Raw genomic sequence first — 20,724 nt, 5'->3', positions numbered from 1 at the left:
GGTGGCTGCGGGCGATCTTGGTCGAGAACCCGTCTGCCAGGAGCTTCGTCGTTCCGCAGATCCGTCCAACACGCGGCCAGCATCGTCAGGTTGGAAAAGGCTCAATGCCTTGTTGATGCGGCTGGTGACTTCGAGTTCCTGCGCGTAGGTGTTGTAGTCCTTGTCGCGGGAGGCGACGAAGTCGGTGCCGGGAATGGCCCTGGTGGGATACCGGTCGAAGAACGCGGCGTACTTCTCCCGTACGCCCCGCTTGCTGAAGTAGTTGTCTTCGAGGACCCGCCAGCTGAGGTCCAATGTGAGATTCGGATGCTTGTCCAGCAGTCTCTTCATGATCTTGATGTGCCGGTCGGGATCCATGGTGGTGAACTCCTTGGAAAGCCCCATGTGTGCCCACACGATCTTGTTCGCCGGATACAGGCGAAGGGTCTGTTCCATCAGCGGGAGATACTTCGTCTGCTCCGCATTGTTCCCGAGGTCCGAGTGGATAGTGATGGGGATTCCGCGGTCCCGCAGCACCTTCATGAACGGCGCCCAGTTCTTGATGTTCTCGCTCGTCGCGGCCGTGTGGTGGTTGGGGAACAGCGCCTGCTTGACGAGGTTCACCTCGCCCGCCCAGCGGAACACGCCCGGGAATTCCTTGTCGTACAGGGTGATGCCGGGCGGGATCGTCTCGGGGTGGTTCAGGTCCATAAAGGTCATGGATACGGCGAGTTCGGGATCCTTGGGCTTCGCCGCCAGATAGTTCTCGGCGTTGGCGAAGTCGTTCTTCATGCTCGGCACGACCGGAGTGCCGGGGCAGTTCAGGTAATAGGTGCAGGGGGAGTTCACGGGCAGCATCTGCCCGATGCCGTACATGCTCGCGTGCCGGACACCGCTCTTGTTGAGGTACCCGGTGAGTTCCTCGAACCCGCTCGCGGGCCCGCCGAACGGGCGGAAGTGCAGATGGCTGTCGACCTGCGAGGTGTACGGCTCTCTCGCCCGGTCGAAGCACTCCGTTCCCGCCACGGCCGAGCCCGCGCCGGCGGGCGAGGCGGCGATGGCCACCGCTGTCAGTACGGCGCCGGCCATGCCGAGGCGCCTGCTGGTGTGTGACATGCCGATGATGACCTCCGGTTGACGTGGTCGCCTGTCGCGGCCTGGGAGTACGGCAGCCAATCCGGGGCGGCCGCACGGGCCGTGGAAAAGTGCCCGGCGGGTAGCTACCACAGCCTTGCCACGAGAGCCGTGCGGACAGGCGAAGTTGTTCGACAGGTCACCCGGACGCCAGTACGCCGGTTTCCGGCGCCTTTCCGAGGCGCCACGACGGACTCGTCTGCAATACGATCGCGGCATTCGTCAACTGGAGGGGTTGGGAAGGTCCCGGCATTGGCCGATGTGGTGACCGCCAGGGTGCGGCGCGGATTTCAACCATTTCCGTGCTCTACGGTCACGGCGCGCCCCGGGAATCCATCTCCGCCAAGATCTGCTGGCCGATACGTCACCCGAGGAGCAAGTTCCGCTGGCGGTTGTGGAGTACCGCCTGACAGAGTGCGCGATAGGCCATCGTGCCTCCAACCCACAAGTAGAGAAGAAGGAGGAGGGTACGCCATGAAGGCAGCCCGCCTATTAGGTTCCCTCGGTATTGCCACCCTGTGCGTGGCAGGTCTCACCCTCAGCGCTGCGGCCCCCGCGAACGCGTCGCCGCACGTGACCTGCCTGATCGGCCGAGGTGGTTCGTTCACGACGGTCGGCATCCACTGCAACCGTCAACTGCCTTCCGACCAGGCCACCACGGTCACCTTGCTCGACCGCTACGCCGTCGAAACCTGGCGGTGCCTGAACGACCCGCCGGTGTACTTCTTCGTCAGCCCCGCCACCAACCTCGCCAATGAGCTGCGGGTGGAAGAAGGAAACACCTACGTCGGCAACTACTGCATCCAGCTGAGGTAGACCTCGCCTCCCTGCTGCACCGCAGCAGTGCGAGGTCCCCCAATCGCACCCCCCGCCCACGGCCGGGCAGCCGCCCCGGCTCGGCGGCAGCGTGGTGCTCTCAACGGCGGACTGACGCACCCCACCGGATGGGATCAGGCGTCCACGGGTCGCCAGGCCGGGCCGTCTCCGTCCTGCTGGACGTGGCCGAACACCACGTCGGCGAAGTGGACGCCGAAGCCGATCGTGCCGGGCTCCGCCAGTTCCGCGACGAGGTGGTGGCGGTGGTCGGCGGTTCGGGCGAGGTCGTGGTCGAAGCCCGAGGACCAGTCCGGGTGGTCGATCTGGATCGGCGAGTGCACGGCGTCGCCGAAGGCGATCAGACGCCGTCCGCCCCCGGTGATGACGTACTCGGCGTGCCCGACGGTGTGGCCGGGGGTGATCCGTACCCGTACACCGGGAAAGATCTCCTGCCCGTCCGTGATCATCCGTACCCGAGCTCCGAGGGCCGCGACCTGCTTGGTCATGCCCTGGGCCTCCAGGAGGTCGCGCCGGTCCCACTCCGGCTCGGAGATCAGGTAGTCGGCGCGGGTGAATACGGGCTGGTCACCGCCGGGGGCGGGGTGGCAGGCCCAGCCGATGTGGTCGGGGTGGAGGTGGGTGAAGGCCACCGCTTCGATGTCCTCGGGGCCGCGGCCGAGTTCGGCCAGACTGCTGACGAGTGCGCCGCCCTGGATCGTGCCGAGGGGGCCTTCCGGCTCCTGGTGGGTCTGCGGGCCGAAGCCCGTGTCGATCAGCAGCGCGCGGTCGCCGTGCTCCACCAGCAGGGCGCCGACGCTCCCCACCAGGTGGCCCGTGGCGTCCAGGTACTCCGGGTGCGCGGCCCACACCTCGTCGGTGCTGTCCTTGAGCAGGTGCAGCGGCCGCAGGCGTACATCGCCGTCCGGAACGTACGACACCTTCGTGTCACCCAGCCATATCGAGCGGATTCCGGACGGGCGGCTCAGTCGTACGTCCTGGTCCACCGTCAAGTCGGACATGAGTTCTCCCCTGTGAGTTGCCATCAGGTCGTCGGTGCCGCCGCGTCTCCTGCGATGGCGAGGCCAACCATAAGCATCAAGTTCGAATCATTCAAGCTGTAAATATGTTGCCTTGATGGAGTTGGTAGGCTGGGGGCATGACGACGTCCCCGGAGCGGCAAGCCATCGCCGAGCGACAGCTGTGCGGTCTGGTGAACGGGCTGGCCCAGCGGATCGCCGAGCACGTACGGGAGCGCGCGGCCACCCTGGGCCTCACCGCGTCCCAGGCGACCGCGCTGCGGGAGATGAGCGGGCCGATGACCATGCGGGAGCTCGCCGAGCGCATGAGCTGCGAGCCCTCCAACACCACGTTCGTCGTCGACAAGCTGGAGAAGCAGGGCCTGGTCGAGCGCCACCCGCACCCCACCGACCGCCGCGCCAAGCACCTCGTCCTCACCGCCGAGGGCACCGCGCTGCGCGCACGCCTCCTCGACCTCCTCGCCGTGGACTCCCCGCTGTCCGGGCTGAACCCGCAGGAGCAGCAGGTGCTCCACGGCCTGTTGGAGCAGGCCATCACCTCTCGGTGACACGACCCGAGGGTGCTGACGTCCCGGGTGACACCTCTCAGGTCTGGTCGGCGGCCCCGGGGGAGAGCGGCCGCTCGAAGAAGGTCTCCAGCACCACGGTGGCCTGGGTGCCGCTGACCCCGTCGATGGCGTAGATCCGGCGCAGTACGTCCTGGAGTTGCTCGGTGGTCGCGGTCCTGACCTTCACCAGCACCGAGGCACTGCCCGCGATGATGTGCGCCTCCAGGACTTCGGGGAGCGCGGCGAACGCGTCCGCCGAATCGCCCATCCATGAGGTCGAGTCGACCAGCACATAGGCCAGGACGGCGCTGCCCACCGCGGCCGGATCCACCTCGATGGTGGTGCGCCGGATGGCGCCGCGCTCCCGCAGCTTGCGCACGCGCTCATGGGCGGCCCCGGCGGACAGGCCGGCGGCCTGCCCCAGTGCGGCGTAGGACTGGGTGGCGTCCTGCTGGAGCTGCGCCAGCAGGACACGGTCAATGTGATCCACAACTCTCCATTCGGCATCGTCTTGTGTCGACCATAGCTCATCCTGCAATCTGCACATCAGGCCGAAGCAAGTTCGGCAAGTGGCGTCTGTAGGAGAGGTAGGGCCCCATGACCAGCGAGCGCCCCGGGCTGTACGAGATGCTCGACGACCGGTTCCGTACCGGACGCTGCATGAATGGAGACGACGCTCTGGAGGTCCTGTACACCGGATGCCGCTGGGCCGAGGGGCCGATCTACCTGCCCGCCTGGCGGCAGGTGATCTGGAGCGACATCCCCAACGACCGGATGCTGCGCTGGGACGAGGAGACCGGTGCCGTCAGCGTCTTCCGCCGCTCCGCCGGGAACACCAACGGCAACACCCTCGACCGCGAGGGCCGGCTGGTCACCTGTGAGCAGGGCAACCGCCGGGTGACACGCACCGAACACGACGGCAGCGTCACCGTGCTGGCGGACCGGTGGCAGGGCAAGCGTCTGAACAGCCCGAACGACGCGGCCGTCAAGTCCGACGGTTCGATCTGGTTCTCCGACCCGGACTTCGGCATCACCAGCGACTACGAGGGCCATCGCGCGCAGAGCGAGATCGGCGCCAACAACGTCTACCGCGTCGATCCCGCCACCGGCGAGGTACGACTGGTCGCCGACTGCTTCGGGGCGCCGAACGGGCTGGTCTTCTCGCACGACGAGCGGCAGCTCTTCGTCTCCGACACCCGCGCGGGCTTCATCCGGGTCTTCGACGTACGCGACGACGGCACGCTGTCCGACGGCAAGGTGTTCGCCGATGCGCAGACCCGGAAGGAGGCTCGCTTCGACAACCTCCGCTTCGACGACGGCGGTCGGCTGTGGGCCGCCGCGATGGGTGACGGCGTGCACTGCTACGACCCCGACGGCACCCTCATCGGGCGGCTCAACGTCCCCGAGGCGGTCGCCAACATCTCCTGGGGCGGCGCCAAGCGCAACCGCCTCTTCATCGCCGCGGAGACCAGCCTCTACTCGCTGGTCATGGGCGTCACCGGCACCCACCCGACGGGACCGGGCCGCCGCCGCTGGCTGTGACACGCGGGTCCCGCAGGCGATCTCCCCGGGGCATGCCCTCGGCTGTCGCTGATGCCGTGCATCGGCGACAGCCGGAGGTGCGTGCGATGCCCCGCGGGCCCGATCGCCGCTCGGTACCAAGTCGGGCGGACGGGCTACTTGCTGATGGCGAAGCGCATCAGGGCGTGCTCGTCGCCCTGCTTTATCTTCCCCGTCACGTTGATCACTTCGAGCTTCCAGGAGTTGCCGACCCGCATGGCCTTGGCCACGGCGCAGCCGTTGTCCTGGCTGAGCAGGCTGGGCCAGATGTCGGCGACCTGCTGGGCGCTGCCACCGGTCGCGTCGTACACCTTGAAGCTGATGTTGCGGGCCTTCTGGAAAGAGCTGCCCTTCTTGAACGCGGCGGCGACGAACACGACCGACGTGATCTGGTCGGGGATACGCGCGAACTCGACCGTGACGGTCTCGTCGTCGCCGTCTCCGCGCCCGGTCTGGTTGTCGCCGCTGTGCACCAAGGAGCCGTTGCCCATGGGGTCCAGCGAGTCGAGACCCGCGAGGCGCACCGGGTCCCCGCCCTGCATCGCGACGGCGATCAGATCGAGGTCGGTGCCGCTCTTGCGGCGGAGCAGACCGACGACTCCACCGCTGCTGCCGGCCGTGGGGTCCCAGGACACACCGATGGACAGATGGGTCACTCCGTCCAGGTCCGCCGGGCCGGATTCCTTCGTAAGCGTGATCATGCGTGGCTCATTCTCTTGGTATGGGTCTTGATTACGGGTCTTGGTAAGGGACTACAACACACAAAGTGTGCCTAACGCCATGGCGGTTGCCTGGGGCGGGTGCCGCTGGAGGCACCTGGACCCGGGGGTTCGGTGTGTTCCGCGTCGGGTTCGCGGGCGTCCTCACGGGATGGTTGGGGTGTGTCCGTGGGTGGGGAGGCGGGCGGTGAAGTGTGCCCCGTGGGGAGTTGGGGTGATGGTCAGAGTGCCGCGGTGAAGTGTGGTGACGCGACGGGCGATGGCGAGGCCGAGACCGGTGCCGCCGGTGTGGCGGGTGCGGGCGGTGTCGAGACGGGTGAAGCGTTCGAAGACGCGGGCGCGGTCGGCGGGCGGGATGCCGGGACCGTCGTCGACGACTTCCAGGACGGCCTGCCGTTCCTCGGTGTCGTGGCTGAGGCGGATGGTGACGCTGCTGCTCGCGTGGCGTTCCGCGTTGTCGAGGAGATTGCCCAGGACGCGGGCGAGCAGGGCGGGATGCCCCTTGACGACCAGCGGATCGGGGACGATGTCGAGGCGGATGTCCACCTGGGCGGGCGGGTGGCGGCGGGCGGTTTCCTCCCGGACCAGGTCGGTCAGGTCCACCTTTTCCATACGGTGTTGCCCGCCGGGTTTGTCGAGGTCGAGGCGGGCCAGAAGCAGCAGGTCTTCGGTGAGGTGCTGAAGTCGGCGGGTGTCGTCGAGCGCGGCGCGTACCACGTCGGGCCAGTCGGCCCGGTCCGGGCGGGACAGGGCGATTTCCAGTTCTGCCTGGAGCGTGGCCAGGGGGCTGCGCAGTTCGTGGGAGGCGTCGGCGACGAAGCGCCGTTGCTGCTCGACGGTGGTCTGTAGCCGGGTCAGGCCGGAGTTCATCGTCCGGACCAGGTTGGTGATCTCGTCGCCGCTCCGGGTGAGGGGGACGCGGTGCCTGGAGGCATCCGAGGCGAGCAGGGAGAAGTGACTGCGGGCTTCCTCCACGGGCCGCAACACGCTGCCGAGGGCGAACCAGCAGGTTCCGGCCGCCACGACGGTGACCGCGACGATCGCCCACAGCCACATCCAGCCGGAGACACCCGAATGCGGCTGTGTGCTGTCGGTGCGTATCAGCCCGAGGCTCCGGCACAGCTCCAGGGCTCGGGAGTCCGCACCGCCTTGGTTTGACGCCCCCGCGTCCTTCTTGTCGTCACCGGGACCGGCACCGCCAGCGGTGAGGACGGCCGCCATACCCAGGGCGACGACCGTGCCGAGTGCGGCGATGCCCGCCGCGCGCCGAGTCAGCTGGGCGCGTGCGGTGGTGGGCCGCAGCAGCCGGGACAGGTCCAGGTGCGTCATGCGGGTGTCCTGCCGTTTTCGAGACGGTAGCCGACCCCGCGGACGGTGTGGATGGTGTGGCGGCCGAACGGGGTGTCGATCTTGCGCCGCAGGGCGGAGACGTACACCTCGACGATGTTGACGTCCCCGTCGAAGGCGTGGTCCCACACGTGTTCCAGCACCTCGGTCTTGGTCACGACCTCCCCGTGGCGCAGGGCGAGGTATTCCAGGACCGCGAACTCCCTCGCGGTCAGGTCCAGTACGGTCCCGCCGCGTCGGCACCGGCGGGCCGCCGGGTCGATCTCCAGGTCACCGACGTGGATGACGGCAGGGCGCTCACGTCGGCCGCGCCGGACCAGGGCGCGCAGCCGGGCCACGAGGGCGACGTAGGAGAAGGGCTTGGTGACGTAGTCGTCCGCGCCGGTGTCCAGCCCCTCGGCCTCGTCGTACTCGCCGTCCTTGGCGGTCAGCATCAGCACCGGAGTCCACACATCGGCGTCCCGCAACCGGGCGCAGAGGCGGAACCCGTTCAGCCCGGGCAGCAGGACGTCCAGCACGATCACGTCGTAGTCGTTGCCGAGCGCGAACTCGAGGCCGCGCGGCCCGTCGTGGGCCACGTCCACCGCGAACCCGTCACCGGACAGTCCCCGGCGCAGCAGTTCCGCCAACCGTTCGTCGTCCTCGACCACCAGTATGCGCATGCTCACACGATGCCGTATGCCGCACGTCAGTTGAGGGTTCCTGAAGGATCCTCAGGAACCTTCAGGGTTCCCTCAGCCATGTGCTGGCAGCATCCTCAGCGTTACGTCGCGACGCGTCGGGCCGAATAGGTGCCCTATGGGTAAGGGGGACGTTGTGAGAAGGAGCCTCGTTGCGCTGCGCGCCGGGTGTGTCGGCGGCGCAGTGGCGTTGCTCGGCCTGGTCGGCTGCGGCACGTCCGATACGGAGGGTGCCGCTCCGCCCGCGTCGGTCTCCGTGTCCGGCACTCCCTCCCCTCGTGAGGGGAGGCCGTGTCCGACGGGGGCGGATGCGGTGCTCCATCCGTCGGCGCCACCGACGGTCATCGACGGCACACCGGACAACACACCTTCGGCGACCCGGATCTCCCAGGCCGTGGGGGATCAGGGGTATGGGGCGTACGCGGATGTGTACGGGACGCAGGCCAATGACTTTCCGGTGGGCCGCGTGGCTCTGTGTGTCACCGATCTCGGACGGGGGCGTGACCTGGTGAAGGCGGCGGCGAAGGCGGATCCGGGTGCGGACCCCACGCTGGTGGATCTGTACGTGAGCCGCTACGCGCACCGGGAGCTGGCCAAGGCGATCGACAAGGTCTTCGGCAAGAAACTCGCCTTCCCGCTCTACAGCGCCAGCGCGACCGCGGACGCCTCCGGGATTCGCCTGACCACCAGCGCGGCAGGTGCCCGCTCGACGTCCTTCCGGCACACCCTGGAGCGGGCGGTCGGGGGTATTCCGGTCGTGCTCGAACAGGGGGAGCCCGCGATCAGCTTGACCGGCTGAAGCGCGTCGAGTGCGTGCTGTGGCCCCGGCAGTACTGGTCGCGGGGGCGGGGTCAGCGACCTCGCGACCAGCACTTTTTGGTGCGAGTGCCACCGCCGTAGGTCACTCGGCCGCGGCGATCCAGTTCTGCAACTGCTCGGTGGTGGTGGAGGGGTCCGCGACCAGTACGGCGAGTTGGTCGTCGGGGGAGTTGAGTGTGGTGATGGCCGGGCAGCGGTGACAGGCGTCCACCCCCGCCTGGGTCCACCACTTGCAGTGGGGCCGCAGATGGCACCGTGGCACGGCCCCCGTGGCGTCGGGTGACGGCAGGGTCTGGATGCGCTCGATCAGACCGCAGGCGTCGCCGACCCGGTTCGCGCAGCCCGACACGCAGTGCGAGGCGAACCGGAGCACCCGGTGGGGCGCGATGCCCTCGGGGATGCTGGGCAGGACCTGTGCCGCCGGTACCGGCTCGGCCAGATAGACGACCTGGCCGTCGTCCCCCGACCTGACGCCCAGAACGACGGATTCCGGACGATGGGCTTCCCCGCTGGGGCACCAGGTGACGTGGTCTTCCCCGGCTTGCCCGTCTTCCCCCGGGCTGTCCACGGCGCGCACCCGCGCCCGCTCAGGAGTCGACGGTGTCGGCGCCGTCAGGACTGCTCGCGACGGCACCCAGGATGGGCCCGCCCGTGGTGGTGTCCCCGTTCGCCTGCTCGGCGGCGATCGCCTTGTCGAGGTGTACGGCCAGGTGCTGCGCGTCGATGCGTTCGGCCGCGTTGGCGGTGCCTGCGGCCGCGAGGAGCCCGGTGAGGAGCGCCGCGGTGGCGGCTGCCGCTCTTATGTTGGGGTTCATGCTGTCCCTCCCTGAACGTTGTCGTCACGACTGACAGAGGCGACCGTATGCACCAACTCCCGTTCGTGGAAGCCGTTTTGGGGCGTAACTTTTGCGCCACGGGGACGTTGCCGGGCGGGCGGGGGTCTTGCGGCCGACGGCGGCGACGGTGTGGCGGGCGGCGTGGAGGTTCGCTGGGATACGTCGCCCCACCGTCAACCCTGTCGGCGCGCCTCGCGCCACTCCCGTACGACTTCGTCCACGTCGATCGGCTCGCGCCCCAGCAGCGGCCCCGGAGGCGGCTTCCTGAGCATGGCGGCGATCTTCTCGTTGACCGGTTCCAGGAGCGCCCGCACGGCCCGCTCGGACGGCGCCTGGGCCGCCACCTCCAGTGCGTCCTCGATCTCCTTGCGCAGGGCCAGGGCCGGGGGCAGCATCGCGGTGACGCCCTCGCGGGCCATCTTCTGGCGGATCCACCACATCTCGTCGTACGGCTGCGAGGCATCGGGCAGCGGCTTGCCGAAACCCGGCAGCTCGGCGAACTCACCGCGCTCCTGCGCCTCGCGGATCTGCCGGTCCACCCACGACTCGAAGCTCACACCCGCAGGTTTGCGCTCTGTCACCGGTTCACTCTCCTACGTCACGCGGCGACGGCCGAGACCGATGTGCTCCCGCCGGGGAACGGAAAAGGACACACCCAAGCGTAGTCGGGGGGCGACGACACAGCGGAGTGGCCTCCACCAGCTTGGCGGGCGTGCCCGGCAGGTCAGTGTTCTGCGGCGGCCGCCGGCGCGGCAGAATCGGGGCATGGTGATCTCCGCGCGTGCCCTCAACCGTGCCACGCTCGCCCGGCAGTTGCTGCTCGGTCGCGAGTCGCTCGATGTCGAGGAGGCGCTGCGGCGTGTGGTCGCGCTCCAGGCGCAGCAGCCCGCCTCGCCGTACATCGCGCTGTGGAACCGGCTGCGCGGCTTCGATCCGGCGGATCTCGACGCGGCGCTGGCCGACGGCCGCATCGTGAAGGCGACCCTCATGCGGCTCACCCTGCACGCGGTCCACGTGGAGGACTACCGCGGCTTTCGCGAGGCCATGGAGCCGACCCTGCGCTCCTCCCGGCTCGGCGACGCGCGCTTCCGCTCGTCGGGGCTCACCGGTGACGACGCCGATGCCCTCGTCGCGGGCCTGCGGAGGTACACCCAGAAGCCGCGCAGCAGCGCCGAGTTGGGGGAGTGGTTCGAGAAGCGCCTCGGTCGGCCGCTGGAGGTCGGGGCCCAGCGGATGCTGCGGCAGTACGCGCCGCTGTGGCACGCGCCCACGGGCGGACCCTGGACGTTCACCAACCGGCTCTCGTACGTCGCGGCCGAGGAGCGGCCCGCCCTGGGGGACCCGCAGGCGCCCGAGGAGAGTCTGCGGACCCTGATCCTGCGCTATCTGGCGGGCTTCGGACCGGCGTCGGTGGCCGACATGGCGCAGTTCGCGCTGGTCCAGCGGCCCCGGGTCCGCGCGGCCGTGAAGGCGCTCGCGGACGAGCTGGAGGAGCTGCGGGGGGACGACGGCACCGTGCTGTACGACGTTCCCGGCGCGCCCAGGCCCGAGGAGGACACGCCCGCGCCGTCCCGGCTGATGGCGATGTGGGACAGCGTCCTGCTGGCCTACGCCGACCGCAGCCGCGTGATCCCGCCCGCCTACCGCAAGCACGTGACCCGAGTGAACGGCGACGTGCTGCCCACCCTGCTGGTCGACGGCCAGGTCGCCGGGGTCTGGCGCGTCACCGACGGCGGCATCGAAGCCGGCGCCTTCCACCCCCTGCCGGAACCCGTCTGGGAGGAGTTGGCGGCCGAGGCCCGGTCCCTCGCCGCCTTCCTCGCCGCCCGCGACCCCCGGGCCTATGCCCGCTACGACCACTGGTGGACCAAGGGCGTGCCCGCCGCCGAGACCCGGCTGCTCCCCGGCGACTGACCCGGCGCACCTACGCGGGGCGCGGGCGACCGGGCGTTTCCTCGTTTCCCGTTCGCGAGGGGCGAGGGAAACCCGTCGACTCCCACCGGCAGCGAGGACGAGGCTCGACCCCGCGACGGAGCGACATCCGTCACCGGTCCCCGCTCACGGGCTGATCTAGGAGATTCCCCATGAAGCTGCGCTCTTGGTCCCTGGCCGCCGTCCTCTCGCTGACTGCCGCGCTCGTACCCGCCTCGGACGCGCTGGCGGCCCCGTCGGCCGCGGCCGTACCGTCCTGTACGGGCGGATCGATCTGCTTCTTCACCGGATCCCGCTACGACGGCCGGAGCTGGGAGTGGGTCGCCAGGGACGGGTACCACGACATGCCCGCAGCCTTCCACGACAACGTCGGCTCGTTCGTGGCGAACGTCGACGGCTGCTTCATCAACTGGAGCCCGAAGGAGACCCGGGTGGTGCGCAACGGCGACAACCGGATCGACTACCGGAGCGATTTCGGCGGCCGGATCGACGGCGTCGGCAACACCTGCTGAGCGGTCCGGCAGGCCGGCGGCCTGGCGTGGACATCCCTGCCCCCACAGGCCGTCCGCTGCCAAGGCCGGCCGGCCTTCGCCTTATCGGCGACCAGTGAACCCACCCGTACCGCTCCGCTAACATGTTCGAGCTCGCGGTGATCTCCTTCATCGCGCCCTCCACCGGAAACCACGCTTTTCGGCACAAAGGGTGATGGCGTCAAACAAATCGGCCGAGCGATTGAGATCCAAAACCTTGCGGGTGATTTCACAAATAGACCACAGGACGAACGTCGCCGCGTGGCGTCAGCCGCGGGTGATGCTGTGGGCTGCGGCGAGCGCGGTGGCTCTCGGATTCCTCGTCGCACTGGAGATCGCCGCGCGCCACTACGGCGTACGGGGACCGATAACCAACCAGGTACGAGAGGTGATATTCGCCCCCAAATCGGGGCCGCTGCTGTACGCCAGCATGGCCTTGATGACGGTGGTGCTCACCTGGCGGCAACGGTTCATCGCGTTCGGTGCCGCCATCGGCATCGACATCGCCTTCTTCCTCGTGCGGTGGGCGCTCGACGCCAAGATGATGTTCGGCAACGGCGCGCTGTGGGTGCTGCTGGGCTGCGCGGTCATCGCGGTGACGCGCCGCACCGGCCGCGAACGCGCCCTGCTGCTGAAGGGCGTCGGGCTCGGCCTGCTGCTGGTGGCGGGCCGCAAGACCGGCGACACCTGGCTGCTCATCACGTGGAAGACCCGCCCGACGGTGCTCGACCAGTACGTGGCGACCGCCGACCACGCGCTGGGCAACCCGTCGTGGGTGGCGGGACGGATCGTCGAGGCGACCGGCCCGGTCGGGGCCCACGTCCTGGACTGGGTCTACATCCAGCTCGCCGTGGCCGCGGTCGCCGTCACGCTGTACCAACTGCGCAACGTGGCGGCCGAGCGCCGCTTCCCGGGCCACCACCTGGTGCGCACCTTCCTGGCCGTCGGCCTCCTCGGACCCGCCATCTACATGATCTTCCCGGTGGTCGGACCGATCTTCGCCTTCGGCGCCGACGGCGGGCACTGGGCGGTGGCCGACCTGTGGCCGGACACGCCGCCGTCGATCGGTGCCCCGATCCACATGCCGTTCGACGGGATCACCCCTCGCAACTGCATGCCCAGCCTGCATACGGCGTGGGCGACCGCGATATTCATCCATTCCCGCAAGGGTCCAAGGATTCTGCAATTCGGCGGGGCGTTCTGGCTGATCGCCACGCTCGGCGCGACGCTCGGATTCGGCTACCACTACGGCGCGGACATCGTCGCGGGTGTGGTGTTCACCGTCACGATCGAGGCGGCCCTGCGCTCGCTCGACCGCGGGTGGGACCGGTCGGGAATGCAGCTGGTCGCCTACGGTGCGACGGTCTTCGTCGCCCTCCTGGTGTCGTACCGCTATCTCTCCGTGGAGATGGCCGAACACCGGTGGCTGTTCGGACCACTCATCGTTCTGGCGATGGCCTCGGTGATCTACGGCTACGTACGCACCACCAAGCAGTGGGAGCAGCCGAAGGCCGCACCGGTACGGCAGCCGGAACCGCAGCCCGAGCTGGTGTGAGCCGGGGCGGGACGGGGGGGCTCATTCGGCCACCGGAACCCGGTCTTTCAGATGGGCGGAAAAGAAGGCAGCGGGACCCGATGTGCGTGCGGGAGATTTGGATCGCCTGAATGAAGGAAACAGCGCATCCGTGATCGGAGCGAAGCATGGACGACTATCCACTGCTCAACATTTTCTGGACGATGCTGTGGCTGTTCCTGTGGGTGGTGTGGTTCTTCCTTCTGGTGAAGGTCGTCACGGATGTCTTCCGTGACCACGGCCTGAGCGGGTGGGGGAAGGCGGGATGGCTCATCCTCGTACTCCTGCTGCCGTACCTCGGCGTTCTCGTCTACCTCATCGCCCGGGGGAAGGGGATGGCGGAACGTGACGCGAAGCACGCCATGAGGTATGAGGAAGCGGTTCACCAGTACATTCAGAAGGCGGCGGGGAACGCCATGAGTTCGGCGGACGAGCTGAGCAAGCTGTCCGCCCTCAAGGACAAGGGCGACCTCACCCAAGAGGAATTCGACCGGGCGAAGGTCGAACTTCTGGCCTGAAAGGACGGCATTTCCGTGGACCGGCGTCACCGACCGGACGGAGCCGTCACACCAGCGGTGCCGCTCGGGCCCCCGGGCCGGTCCCGGTCCAGCGCCTCGGTCAGTTCCGTTCGGCGGCGTATCCGCAGCTTCCGGTACGTACTGGTCAGATGGGTCTCCACGGTACGGCGCGCCAGATGCAGCAGATCCGCGATCTCGGTGTTGGTCAGACCGTCGGCGGCCAGTTCGGCGATGCGGCGCTCGCTGCCGGTCAGCGCCCCGGGGCCGGTGCGGTCCACGACGGGGCTGCGGGCGCCGCTCTGGCGCAGGGCCTGCCCGGCCAGGTTGACCATGCCCACGGCGCCCTTGCCGTCCGCCAGTTCGGCGGCCTCGCGCAGGCAATCGCGGGCGCGGCCGCGTTCGCCGGCGGCGGCGAGCTGGCGGCCCTGTGCCAGCAGTGCCCGCACCAGCTCCATACCGGTGGCGGCGGACGCCGGCCGCAGGGTCGCCACGGCCTCCTCGGCCAGTTCGAGGCCGCGCCGCCCCCCGGTCGCGGCGCCCAGCACGCGCAGGGCGCGGCCCACCGTGCGCGGCGTGTTCCAGACCCGGGCCAGCCGTAGCTCCTCCGCCGCCAGGGTCACCGCGTCCGGCCCGCCGCCGAGGGCGAGGCGGCACAGTGCCGCCGCCGTCCGCCACGGGGTGACCACGGGGCTGACCACGTCGCGGGCGGACTGGCGCCGTCCGCACTCCAGGAAGTCGTGCAGCGCGCCCGCCGGGTCGCCGGCGGTGACCCGTAGCACGCCCCGCGCGTAGAGGAAGCGGTTCAGCTCGAAGTTCTCCGCCGTCCGGTGCAGGTCGAACCCGGCGGCGAACCGCTGGGCGTCCTCGATCCGGCCCGCGTGGACGAGCGCCAGCAGGGCGGTGGCGTCCCGGTTGGACGGGCCGGGGCGGGACTCCACAGGCCCGACCACCGGGTCGGCACCGAAACGGGCGGCCAGCAGGGCGGCGGCGTCGCCACGGGCCGCGGCGATGTCGGCGCGGGTGTTCAGGAGTGCGTGGCGCATCGGGTGCAGCAGCATGGACCGCTGTCCGGCCAGCCCCAGGTCGACGAGCCGGTCAGCCTCGTCGAGCTCGTCGGCCCACTGCGCCACGGCGGCGGCCGTCCCCAGCAGGAAGGGCTCGGCGAGTGCATCGGTGGGCCGGGCGAGGAGGTCGCGGATCCGGACCATCGCCTCTCGGGCCGAGATCAGCGCGGCCGTGGACTCGTACCGTACGAGCAGGGCCTGTCCGGCGGTGCCCACCAGCTCCGGAGAGGTGTCCGCCGCCTCGCACAGCCACCGGTAGACCTGCTGCCGGGTCGCCGGGTCCCCGTCGGACAGCAGGGCGGCCGCGGTCTGGACCGTACGGGCCAGGTCCGGGTGGCCGGAGAGCTGTCCCTCCGTACGGTGCAGGACCTCCAGGGCCGTACGGACCTCGCCCCGGTCCACCAGCGCGGTGCTCAGGGCCACCGCCGTGCGCACCCGGCTCCGGGGCTCGGCCGCCAGATGCTGGGCCTCGGCCAGGCGCGCGATGGCGGCCGGGGCGTCGGCCGACGCGTAGTGCAGGGAGCCCAGTTCGGTCAGCAGCCGCTGGCGCAGGGCGTCGGGAAGCGGCTCGTCCAGCGCGCGGCGCAGATAGCCGACGGCGTCGTCGGGCCGGGCGTCGTGCACGGCGACCGTCACCGCGTCCCGCAGGACGCGCAGCGCCCAGGGCGGCTCGCCGCCGGGCACCCGCAGCAGGTGCCGGGCGATGGCCTCGGCCCGCTCGCCCCGGCGCAGCATCGCCTGCGCCGCTGCCCGGTGCGCCGCCTGGCGGCTGGTCTCGGGCCAGTCGGTGAGCACCGCGTCGTGCAGCAGCGGATGCGCGTAGCGGGGACGGCCGGTGGCGTCGGGGCGCAGCAGGCCGAGCCGGGTCATGGCGGCGATCCACCCGGCGATCCGGACGGGGTCGGCGCCGGTGGCCTCGGCGAGCAGGTGGACCGGATCGCTCGCGGCCCGGTCGCTCGGGTCGTCCAGGGCGGATCCGGCCGCATCCGGCGGCCAGGCCTGCTCCAGCGCCGCAAGGCAGCGGGCCACGTCGGCCGTGGCGGGACCGGCGCTGTGCAGCCACCAGGAGACGGCCGCCGGATAGGACCCGGGATATAGGGCGGCGCAGGTCTCGGGCAGGGGCGGCTCGCCTGTGGCGGGGTCGTCCTGCGGGGCGCCGCCCAGGTCGTCGAGGAGGGCGTGCAGCAGCAGCGGACTGCCCGCGGCGGCGCGCACGCAGGCCGCCGTCCACCGGGGTCCGGCCGTGGGAAAGGCCTCGCGGACCAGGTCGGCCGCCGCCCGGTCGCCGAGCGGGCCGAGGGTGCGGGTGCGTACGAGGGAGGGGGAGAGCGGCTGGGGGAGTCCGGCGGGCCGTGGCTCGATGTCGTACTGGCTGCGCTCGGTGGCCACCACCAGGACGGGTAACCGGTCGAGGTGCCGGGCCGCCTCGCGCAGCCAGTGCCGTGAGGAGTCGTCGGCCAGGTGGACGTCGTCCACGGCCAGCAGCAGCGGGTGCTCGGCCGCGTACCAGCACAGCAGCCGCCACAGCCGGGCCGCGTCGGCGCGGTCGTCGCCTTCGAGAGCGGGGATATCCGTGAACTCCGGCACCGTGGCCAGCAGATGCCGCACCGCGGCGAAGGGCACCGCGGTGTCCTCGGAGGAGCAGCGCGCGCGCAGCACCCGCAGACCTTGTGCCGCGGCCTGCTCGGCGGCGGCCTCCAGTTCGGCGGTGCGGCCGGTGCCCGTGGCGCCGCGCAGCACCACGAGGCCGCCGGCGCCGGACCGGGCACGCTCGATCTCCGCCGCGACCAGCGCGTGGGCGCCGTCGCGTTCGCGTGCGCGGAACGGTCCGCTCATCGCTGTCTCCTGACGTTCGGTAAGGCGATCTCCCCCTCGATAAGACAGGCAAAAGCGAGTGATGGTGAGGGTGACATCGATCACGTGAGGGGGTGCGGAGCGCTGTTTGCGGGGCCTTTCGTCGTGGTCTCGTGGTGTGCCTCGTGGTGCTCCACGATTGCGCACGCCGCCGCTGCCCCAAAGGGTGAAGAGACATCCGGTGCCGGACAAATCCGTACGGCACGCTCGTGAACAGGGGGAGACAGGTGCTCAATTCACTTCGGACCGCCGCCGTGCCCGACACCGCGGACGGCCTCGCCGCCCGCCGACGCGTCCCGGTGGCGGTCACCGCCCCGGACCCGATCAGCCGCGAGGGAGCGGTCAGCCAGTTACGCCGCCATCCCGAGATAGAGCTGCGTGAGCAGCCCGGTCCCGACACGGTCGCCCTGCTGATCGAGACCACGCTCGACGAGGCGGCGCTCACCCGGCTGCGCCGGATCGTGCGCAGTGAGGGTTCGCGGGCCGTGGTCGTGGTCGACGCGATCCGTGAGACGGAGCTGTTGGACATCGTCGGGTGCGGCATCGGCGCCATCGTCTGGCGGCACGAAGCCACCGCCCACCGGCTCGTGCAGGCGGTCCTCGCCGCCGCCCGCGGCGACGGCGACCTGCCCGCTGACCTGCTCGGACGGCTCATCAGCCAGGTGGGCACCATGCACCGGGGCGCGGCGGGCCGCGTCGGCGCCCCCTCGCTGGGCCTCCAGCCCCGTGAGGTGGACGTGCTGCGGCTGGTCGCCGAGGGACTCGACACCGGGGAGATCGCCTCCAAGCTGTCCTACTCCGAACGCACGGTGAAGAACGTGATCCACGGCCTCACCACCCGGCTGCACCTGCGCAACCGCGCCCATGCCGTCGCCTACGCCCTGCGCGAGGGCTACATCTGACCGAACGGGCACGTCCCGGTGGCCACTTCGGGCCGTACGGGCAAGGACGTCTGCCCGGCCGCCGGTCCCGCCGTGGCTGCGGGCGAGGCGGCGCGCGGGGCACGATCGGTGGCGTAAGGCGACGAACGAGGGAGCCGGCGGACCGGCATGGCGGGAGCGCGAACGTGATCCACGAGGTGGACGAGGTACTCAAACGCCTCCTCGGCGGCGGAGCGCTGGCCGGCTCCGGCATCGACGTGTCCTTCGACGCACCCACCCGCGACTGGGCGGCCCGCCGCAACGCCCCCGTGGTCAACACCTACCTCTACGACATCCGGGAGGACGTGGACCGGCGCCAGCGCGGCCACATGCCGGTGCGCGACGAGCGGGACGTCGTGGTGCGCCGCCGCCGGCCGCCGCGCTGGTTCCGGCTTTCGTACCTGGTGACGGCCTGGACGAAGACCCCGCAGGACGAGCACCGGCTGCTGTCGGCCGTACTGGCGACCCTGCTGACGCGGGAGCTGGTGCCACCGGCCGAACTCCCCGGAGCCCTCGGGGCGCTGGGCCTTTCGATGCCGGTGACGGTGGCCGGCACCCGGAACGAGTCCCGCTCGCTCGCCGAGATCTGGTCCGCCCTGGGCGGCGAACTCCGGCCGTCCCTCGACCTGGTGGTGACCGTGCCCTTCCCCGCCTACCCCGAGTACGACGCCGGGCCCGTGGTCACCGAGGGGGCGACGGTCCGGCTGCGCGGCCCGGACAGCGGCCCACCGCAATCCTCCGAGCGCTCCCACCGGCCGCACCAGGTGGCCACCGCCCGTGCCGCCCGCGAGGCCGCGGCGGCCGACCGCCCGGACCCGCGATGAGCGCCCGGTACGCCGAGACACCGGCCGCCGCCACCGGCGCGCCCGTGCCCGACCCGTACGACGAGCCCGCCCAGGCGCTGCTCGCCCACCTCGCGGCCCTGCGGGAACGGGTGGCCGCGCTGGTCGAGCACCGCGCCGCCGCCGACCCCACGGCCGACGACCCGCTGCGCGGCCTCTACCTGACCGACGAGGCGGTGCACCACCTGCTGCACACCTGGCCGCCCACCAAGAGCGACGCTGCCGTGCCCGTAGCCGTCCGGCCGCTGGGCCCCGCCGACCGGCTGTCGGGGCTGGCCGAGCGGATGGGGCTGACCGAGTGGGACACCACCGTCCTGCTCATCGCCCTCGCCCCGGACGTCGACCGCACCTTCGAGGCGCTGTACGGCTACCTCAACGACGACGTGAGCCGGCGCCGCGCCAGCGTGGGCCTGGCCCTCGACCTGTGCGGGCTGCCCGCGTCCTCGGCGCGGGCCCGGGCCCGCCTCCATGCGTCGGCGCCGCTGCGCGCCCTCGGCCTGCTGGCGGACGAGGACCCCGAACGTCCCTTCCTCAGCCGTGCGTTGCGCGTGCCCGACCGGCTGATCGGCCATCTCCTGGGCGACGACACCCCGGACGCCGCCCTCCTCGGCCGACTGCACCCGATGCCGGAGCCGATGCCTCCGGCCCCCGGCGCCGAGGAGTTCATGACTCGGCTGGCCGCCCGCCTGCGCACCGGCCCGCTCATCGCCTATCTGCGCGAACCACGCGAGGGGGACGGACTGGCCGCTATCGCCACCGCCCTGCGCGCCGCCGGCCTCGACGCACTGCGCTGCCCGGACCCGGCGGACCACGTCCCCGAGCTGCTGCGCGAGGCCCGCCTCAGCGGGCGGGCGGTCGTCGTGCCGGGGCTTCCCGACCACCCCGCCGCGCTGGTGCGGGCGTTGAGCGAGGCGCCGGACGTGACCGTACTGCTCACCGACCCCCGCCCCTACGACCCGCACTGGTCCCCGTACGACCCGCTGGTCCTCGAAGCTCCGGGCCGCGGGGCGGGTGGAGCGCCCGCCTGGCAGGCCGCGCTCGGCACGGACGCCGACGGCCTCGACCTGGCCGCCACCGTCGCCCCCTACCGCCTGGGCGGCGACCGCGTCCAGCGGGCCGCGCAGGCCGCCCGCGCCCTCGCGGCGTTCGACGGTACGCCGGTGACCGCCGCCCACGTCCGCCTCGCCGCCCGCCGCCAGTCGGCCTCGGGTCTGGAACGGCACGCCCGGCGGATCCGGCCCGCAGTGGACTGGCGCGACCTCGTCCTGCCCGAAGGACCCCTCACCCAGCTGCGCGAACTCGCCCTGCGCGCCCGCCACCGCGACCGTGTCCTGGGCGAGTGGCGGCTCAGCGCGGGCGGCGGCCGCGGCCGGGGCGTCCTCGGTCTGTTCGCGGGCGAGTCCGGCACCGGCAAGACGCTGTCGGCGGAGGTGGTCGCCGCCGACCTGGGCCTCGACCTCTATGTCGTCCAGCTGTCGTCGATCGTCGACAAGTACGTCGGCGAGACCGAGAAGAACCTGGAACGCATCTTCACCGAGGCCGACCGCACCGACGCCGTACTCCTCTTCGACGAGGCCGACGCCGTCTTCGGCAAGCGGTCCGAGGTGAAGGACGCGCACGACCGGTACGCCAACATGGAGAGCGCCTACCTGCTCCAGCGGCTGGAGTCCTTCGACGGGATCGCGCTGCTCACCACCAACCTGCGCGCCAACATCGACGAGGCGTTCACCCGGCGCCTGGACCTGGTGGTCGACTTCCCGTTCCCGGACGCCGGACAGCGCCTGGCCCTGTGGCGGCACGGCCTGGTGCACGTCCCGCACGCCGAAGGGATCGACCCGGCCCCGCTGGCGCGGGACTTCGAGATGGCCGGCGGCTCGATCCGCAGCGCGGTGGTCTCCGCCGCGTACCTGGCCGCCGGGCGCGGGGACGAGGTGACCGCCGCCGACCTCCTAGAGGGGGCCCGCCGCGAATACCGCAAGGCGGGCCGCCTGGTACCGGGGGAGGGCGGCTGGTGAC

Annotated in this window: 21 protein-coding genes; 11 read left to right on the top strand and 10 right to left on the bottom strand. The window is 71.0% G+C overall.

All coding sequences use genetic code 11. From position 1 onward, the window contains the following. Positions 1-1,044: amidohydrolase family protein (locus IE252_RS32185; RefSeq protein WP_229848921.1), on the bottom strand; the 1,044-nt coding region annotated here is incomplete at its 3' end. 543 nt (positions 1,045-1,587) lie between these two features. Here IE252_RS32185 and IE252_RS32180 point away from each other — a divergent pair. Further along, complete coding sequence (locus IE252_RS32180; protein ID WP_190092959.1) at positions 1,588-1,929, top strand: hypothetical protein; 342 nt, start codon at positions 1,588-1,590, stop codon at positions 1,927-1,929. 134 nt (positions 1,930-2,063) lie between these two features. Here IE252_RS32180 and IE252_RS32175 read toward each other — a convergent pair whose 3' ends face one another. Continuing rightward, complete coding sequence (locus tag IE252_RS32175) at positions 2,064-2,948, bottom strand: MBL fold metallo-hydrolase (RefSeq protein ID WP_190092958.1); 885 nt, start codon at positions 2,946-2,948, stop codon at positions 2,064-2,066. Positions 2,949-3,085: 137 nt separating this feature from the next. Between IE252_RS32175 and IE252_RS32170 the strand changes: the two genes are divergently transcribed. Further along, positions 3,086-3,514, top strand: coding sequence for a MarR family winged helix-turn-helix transcriptional regulator (locus IE252_RS32170; protein WP_190092957.1), 429 nt, complete (start codon positions 3,086-3,088; stop codon positions 3,512-3,514). 37 nt (positions 3,515-3,551) lie between these two features. Here the strand turns inward: IE252_RS32170 and IE252_RS32165 are convergent, their stop codons facing one another. Continuing rightward, positions 3,552-4,004, bottom strand: a complete 453-nt coding sequence (locus IE252_RS32165; protein ID WP_190092956.1) for an Lrp/AsnC family transcriptional regulator — start codon at positions 4,002-4,004, stop codon at positions 3,552-3,554. A gap of 107 nt (positions 4,005-4,111) precedes the next feature. Here IE252_RS32165 and IE252_RS32160 point away from each other — a divergent pair, with 107 nt between their 5' ends. After that, positions 4,112-5,056: an SMP-30/gluconolactonase/LRE family protein gene (locus tag IE252_RS32160; RefSeq protein ID WP_190092955.1), complete on the top strand. Its 945-nt coding sequence runs from the start codon at positions 4,112-4,114 to the stop codon at positions 5,054-5,056. A 134-nt stretch (positions 5,057-5,190) separates the two neighbouring features. On the opposite strand, the gene IE252_RS32155 is transcribed toward IE252_RS32160, so the two are convergent. From IE252_RS32155 to IE252_RS32145, 3 genes are all read right to left on the bottom strand, one after another. Further along, the gene (locus IE252_RS32155; protein ID WP_190092954.1) at positions 5,191-5,775 is read right to left on the bottom strand and encodes a TerD family protein; all 585 of its coding nucleotides are present in this window, start codon (positions 5,773-5,775) and stop codon (positions 5,191-5,193) included. Between the two features lie 162 nt (positions 5,776-5,937). Continuing rightward, positions 5,938-7,122 (bottom strand): sensor histidine kinase, encoded by a 1,185-nt coding sequence (locus tag IE252_RS32150; RefSeq protein ID WP_190092953.1) that lies wholly within the window; start codon positions 7,120-7,122, stop codon positions 5,938-5,940. Continuing rightward, positions 7,119-7,802 carry a response regulator transcription factor gene (locus IE252_RS32145; protein WP_190092952.1) on the bottom strand — a complete coding sequence of 228 codons (684 nt, stop codon included), beginning with the start codon at positions 7,800-7,802 and terminating at the stop codon, positions 7,119-7,121. Before IE252_RS32145 ends, IE252_RS32150 begins: the two co-directional genes overlap by 4 nt. A 331-nt stretch (positions 7,803-8,133) precedes the next feature. Here IE252_RS32145 and IE252_RS32140 point away from each other — a divergent pair, with 331 nt between their 5' ends. Then, on the top strand, positions 8,134-8,619 hold the full coding sequence (locus tag IE252_RS32140) for a hypothetical protein (protein WP_190092951.1): 486 nt from the start codon (positions 8,134-8,136) through the stop codon (positions 8,617-8,619). 102 nt (positions 8,620-8,721) lie between these two features. Here IE252_RS32140 and IE252_RS32135 read toward each other — a convergent pair whose 3' ends face one another. The 3 genes from IE252_RS32135 to IE252_RS32125 all read right to left on the bottom strand — a co-directional run bounded on the left by IE252_RS32135 (position 8,722) and on the right by IE252_RS32125 (position 10,056). Further along, positions 8,722-9,207: a hypothetical protein gene (locus IE252_RS32135; protein ID WP_190092950.1), complete on the bottom strand. Its 486-nt coding sequence runs from the start codon at positions 9,205-9,207 to the stop codon at positions 8,722-8,724. A gap of 19 nt (positions 9,208-9,226) precedes the next feature. After that, positions 9,227-9,454: a hypothetical protein gene (locus IE252_RS32130; RefSeq protein ID WP_190092949.1), complete on the bottom strand. Its 228-nt coding sequence runs from the start codon at positions 9,452-9,454 to the stop codon at positions 9,227-9,229. A 194-nt stretch (positions 9,455-9,648) separates the two neighbouring features. Beyond that, entirely contained in the window at positions 9,649-10,056 is a 408-nt protein-coding gene (locus tag IE252_RS32125) for a DnaJ family domain-containing protein (protein WP_190092948.1), read from the bottom strand. Between the two features lie 184 nt (positions 10,057-10,240). On the opposite strand from IE252_RS32125, the gene IE252_RS32120 reads away from it, so the two are divergent. From IE252_RS32120 to IE252_RS32105, 4 genes are all read left to right on the top strand, one after another. Further along, positions 10,241-11,389 carry a winged helix DNA-binding domain-containing protein gene (locus IE252_RS32120; RefSeq protein ID WP_190092947.1) on the top strand — a complete coding sequence of 383 codons (1,149 nt, stop codon included), beginning with the start codon at positions 10,241-10,243 and terminating at the stop codon, positions 11,387-11,389. A gap of 170 nt (positions 11,390-11,559) precedes the next feature. Next, the gene (locus tag IE252_RS32115; RefSeq protein ID WP_190092946.1) at positions 11,560-11,919 is read left to right on the top strand and encodes a peptidase inhibitor family I36 protein; all 360 of its coding nucleotides are present in this window, start codon (positions 11,560-11,562) and stop codon (positions 11,917-11,919) included. Positions 11,920-12,217: 298 nt separating this feature from the next. Further along, positions 12,218-13,492 carry a phosphatase PAP2 family protein gene (locus IE252_RS32110; RefSeq protein WP_229848920.1) on the top strand — a complete coding sequence of 425 codons (1,275 nt, stop codon included), beginning with the start codon at positions 12,218-12,220 and terminating at the stop codon, positions 13,490-13,492. Between the two features lie 146 nt (positions 13,493-13,638). Then, positions 13,639-14,028 carry an SHOCT domain-containing protein gene (locus IE252_RS32105; protein WP_190092944.1) on the top strand — a complete coding sequence of 130 codons (390 nt, stop codon included), beginning with the start codon at positions 13,639-13,641 and terminating at the stop codon, positions 14,026-14,028. 26 nt (positions 14,029-14,054) lie between these two features. Here the strand turns inward: IE252_RS32105 and IE252_RS32100 are convergent, their stop codons facing one another. Next, on the bottom strand, positions 14,055-16,928 hold the full coding sequence (locus tag IE252_RS32100) for an AAA family ATPase (protein WP_190092943.1): 2,874 nt from the start codon (positions 16,926-16,928) through the stop codon (positions 14,055-14,057). Positions 16,929-17,173: 245 nt separating this feature from the next. On the opposite strand from IE252_RS32100, the gene IE252_RS32095 reads away from it, so the two are divergent. The 3 genes from IE252_RS32095 to IE252_RS32085 all read left to right on the top strand — a co-directional run bounded on the left by IE252_RS32095 (position 17,174) and on the right by IE252_RS32085 (position 20,723). Then, on the top strand, positions 17,174-17,848 hold the full coding sequence (locus tag IE252_RS32095; protein ID WP_190092942.1) for a helix-turn-helix transcriptional regulator: 675 nt from the start codon (positions 17,174-17,176) through the stop codon (positions 17,846-17,848). 164 nt (positions 17,849-18,012) lie between these two features. Beyond that, entirely contained in the window at positions 18,013-18,690 is a 678-nt protein-coding gene (locus IE252_RS32090) for a Pvc16 family protein (RefSeq protein ID WP_190092941.1), read from the top strand. Further along, positions 18,687-20,723 carry an ATP-binding protein gene (locus tag IE252_RS32085; protein ID WP_190092940.1) on the top strand — a complete coding sequence of 679 codons (2,037 nt, stop codon included), beginning with the start codon at positions 18,687-18,689 and terminating at the stop codon, positions 20,721-20,723. Before IE252_RS32090 ends, IE252_RS32085 begins: the two co-directional genes overlap by 4 nt. Position 20,724: the final 1 nt, after the last annotated feature.

This window comes from Streptomyces melanogenes, assembly GCF_014649795.1.
Taxonomy (GTDB): Bacteria; Actinomycetota; Actinomycetes; order Streptomycetales; family Streptomycetaceae; genus Streptomyces; species Streptomyces noboritoensis.
This window is presented reverse-complemented; position numbering and strand designations above follow the sequence as displayed.

Coding starts and splice junctions, on each gene's coding strand:
- IE252_RS32115 (WP_190092946.1), top strand. CDS start 11,560: ATGAAGCTGCGCTCTTGGTCCCTGGCCGCCGTCCTCTCGCTGACTGCC.
- IE252_RS32130 (WP_190092949.1), bottom strand. CDS start 9,454: ATGAACCCCAACATAAGAGCGGCAGCCGCCACCGCGGCGCTCCTCACC.
- IE252_RS32085 (WP_190092940.1), top strand. CDS start 18,687: ATGAGCGCCCGGTACGCCGAGACACCGGCCGCCGCCACCGGCGCGCCC.
- IE252_RS32110 (WP_229848920.1), top strand. CDS start 12,218: ATGCTGTGGGCTGCGGCGAGCGCGGTGGCTCTCGGATTCCTCGTCGCA.
- IE252_RS32105 (WP_190092944.1), top strand. CDS start 13,639: ATGGACGACTATCCACTGCTCAACATTTTCTGGACGATGCTGTGGCTG.
- IE252_RS32120 (WP_190092947.1), top strand. CDS start 10,241: ATGGTGATCTCCGCGCGTGCCCTCAACCGTGCCACGCTCGCCCGGCAG.
- IE252_RS32160 (WP_190092955.1), top strand. CDS start 4,112: ATGACCAGCGAGCGCCCCGGGCTGTACGAGATGCTCGACGACCGGTTC.
- IE252_RS32170 (WP_190092957.1), top strand. CDS start 3,086: ATGACGACGTCCCCGGAGCGGCAAGCCATCGCCGAGCGACAGCTGTGC.
- IE252_RS32155 (WP_190092954.1), bottom strand. CDS start 5,775: ATGATCACGCTTACGAAGGAATCCGGCCCGGCGGACCTGGACGGAGTG.
- IE252_RS32100 (WP_190092943.1), bottom strand. CDS start 16,928: ATGAGCGGACCGTTCCGCGCACGCGAACGCGACGGCGCCCACGCGCTG.
- IE252_RS32175 (WP_190092958.1), bottom strand. CDS start 2,948: ATGTCCGACTTGACGGTGGACCAGGACGTACGACTGAGCCGCCCGTCC.
- IE252_RS32180 (WP_190092959.1), top strand. CDS start 1,588: ATGAAGGCAGCCCGCCTATTAGGTTCCCTCGGTATTGCCACCCTGTGC.
- IE252_RS32150 (WP_190092953.1), bottom strand. CDS start 7,122: ATGACGCACCTGGACCTGTCCCGGCTGCTGCGGCCCACCACCGCACGC.
- IE252_RS32145 (WP_190092952.1), bottom strand. CDS start 7,802: ATGCGCATACTGGTGGTCGAGGACGACGAACGGTTGGCGGAACTGCTG.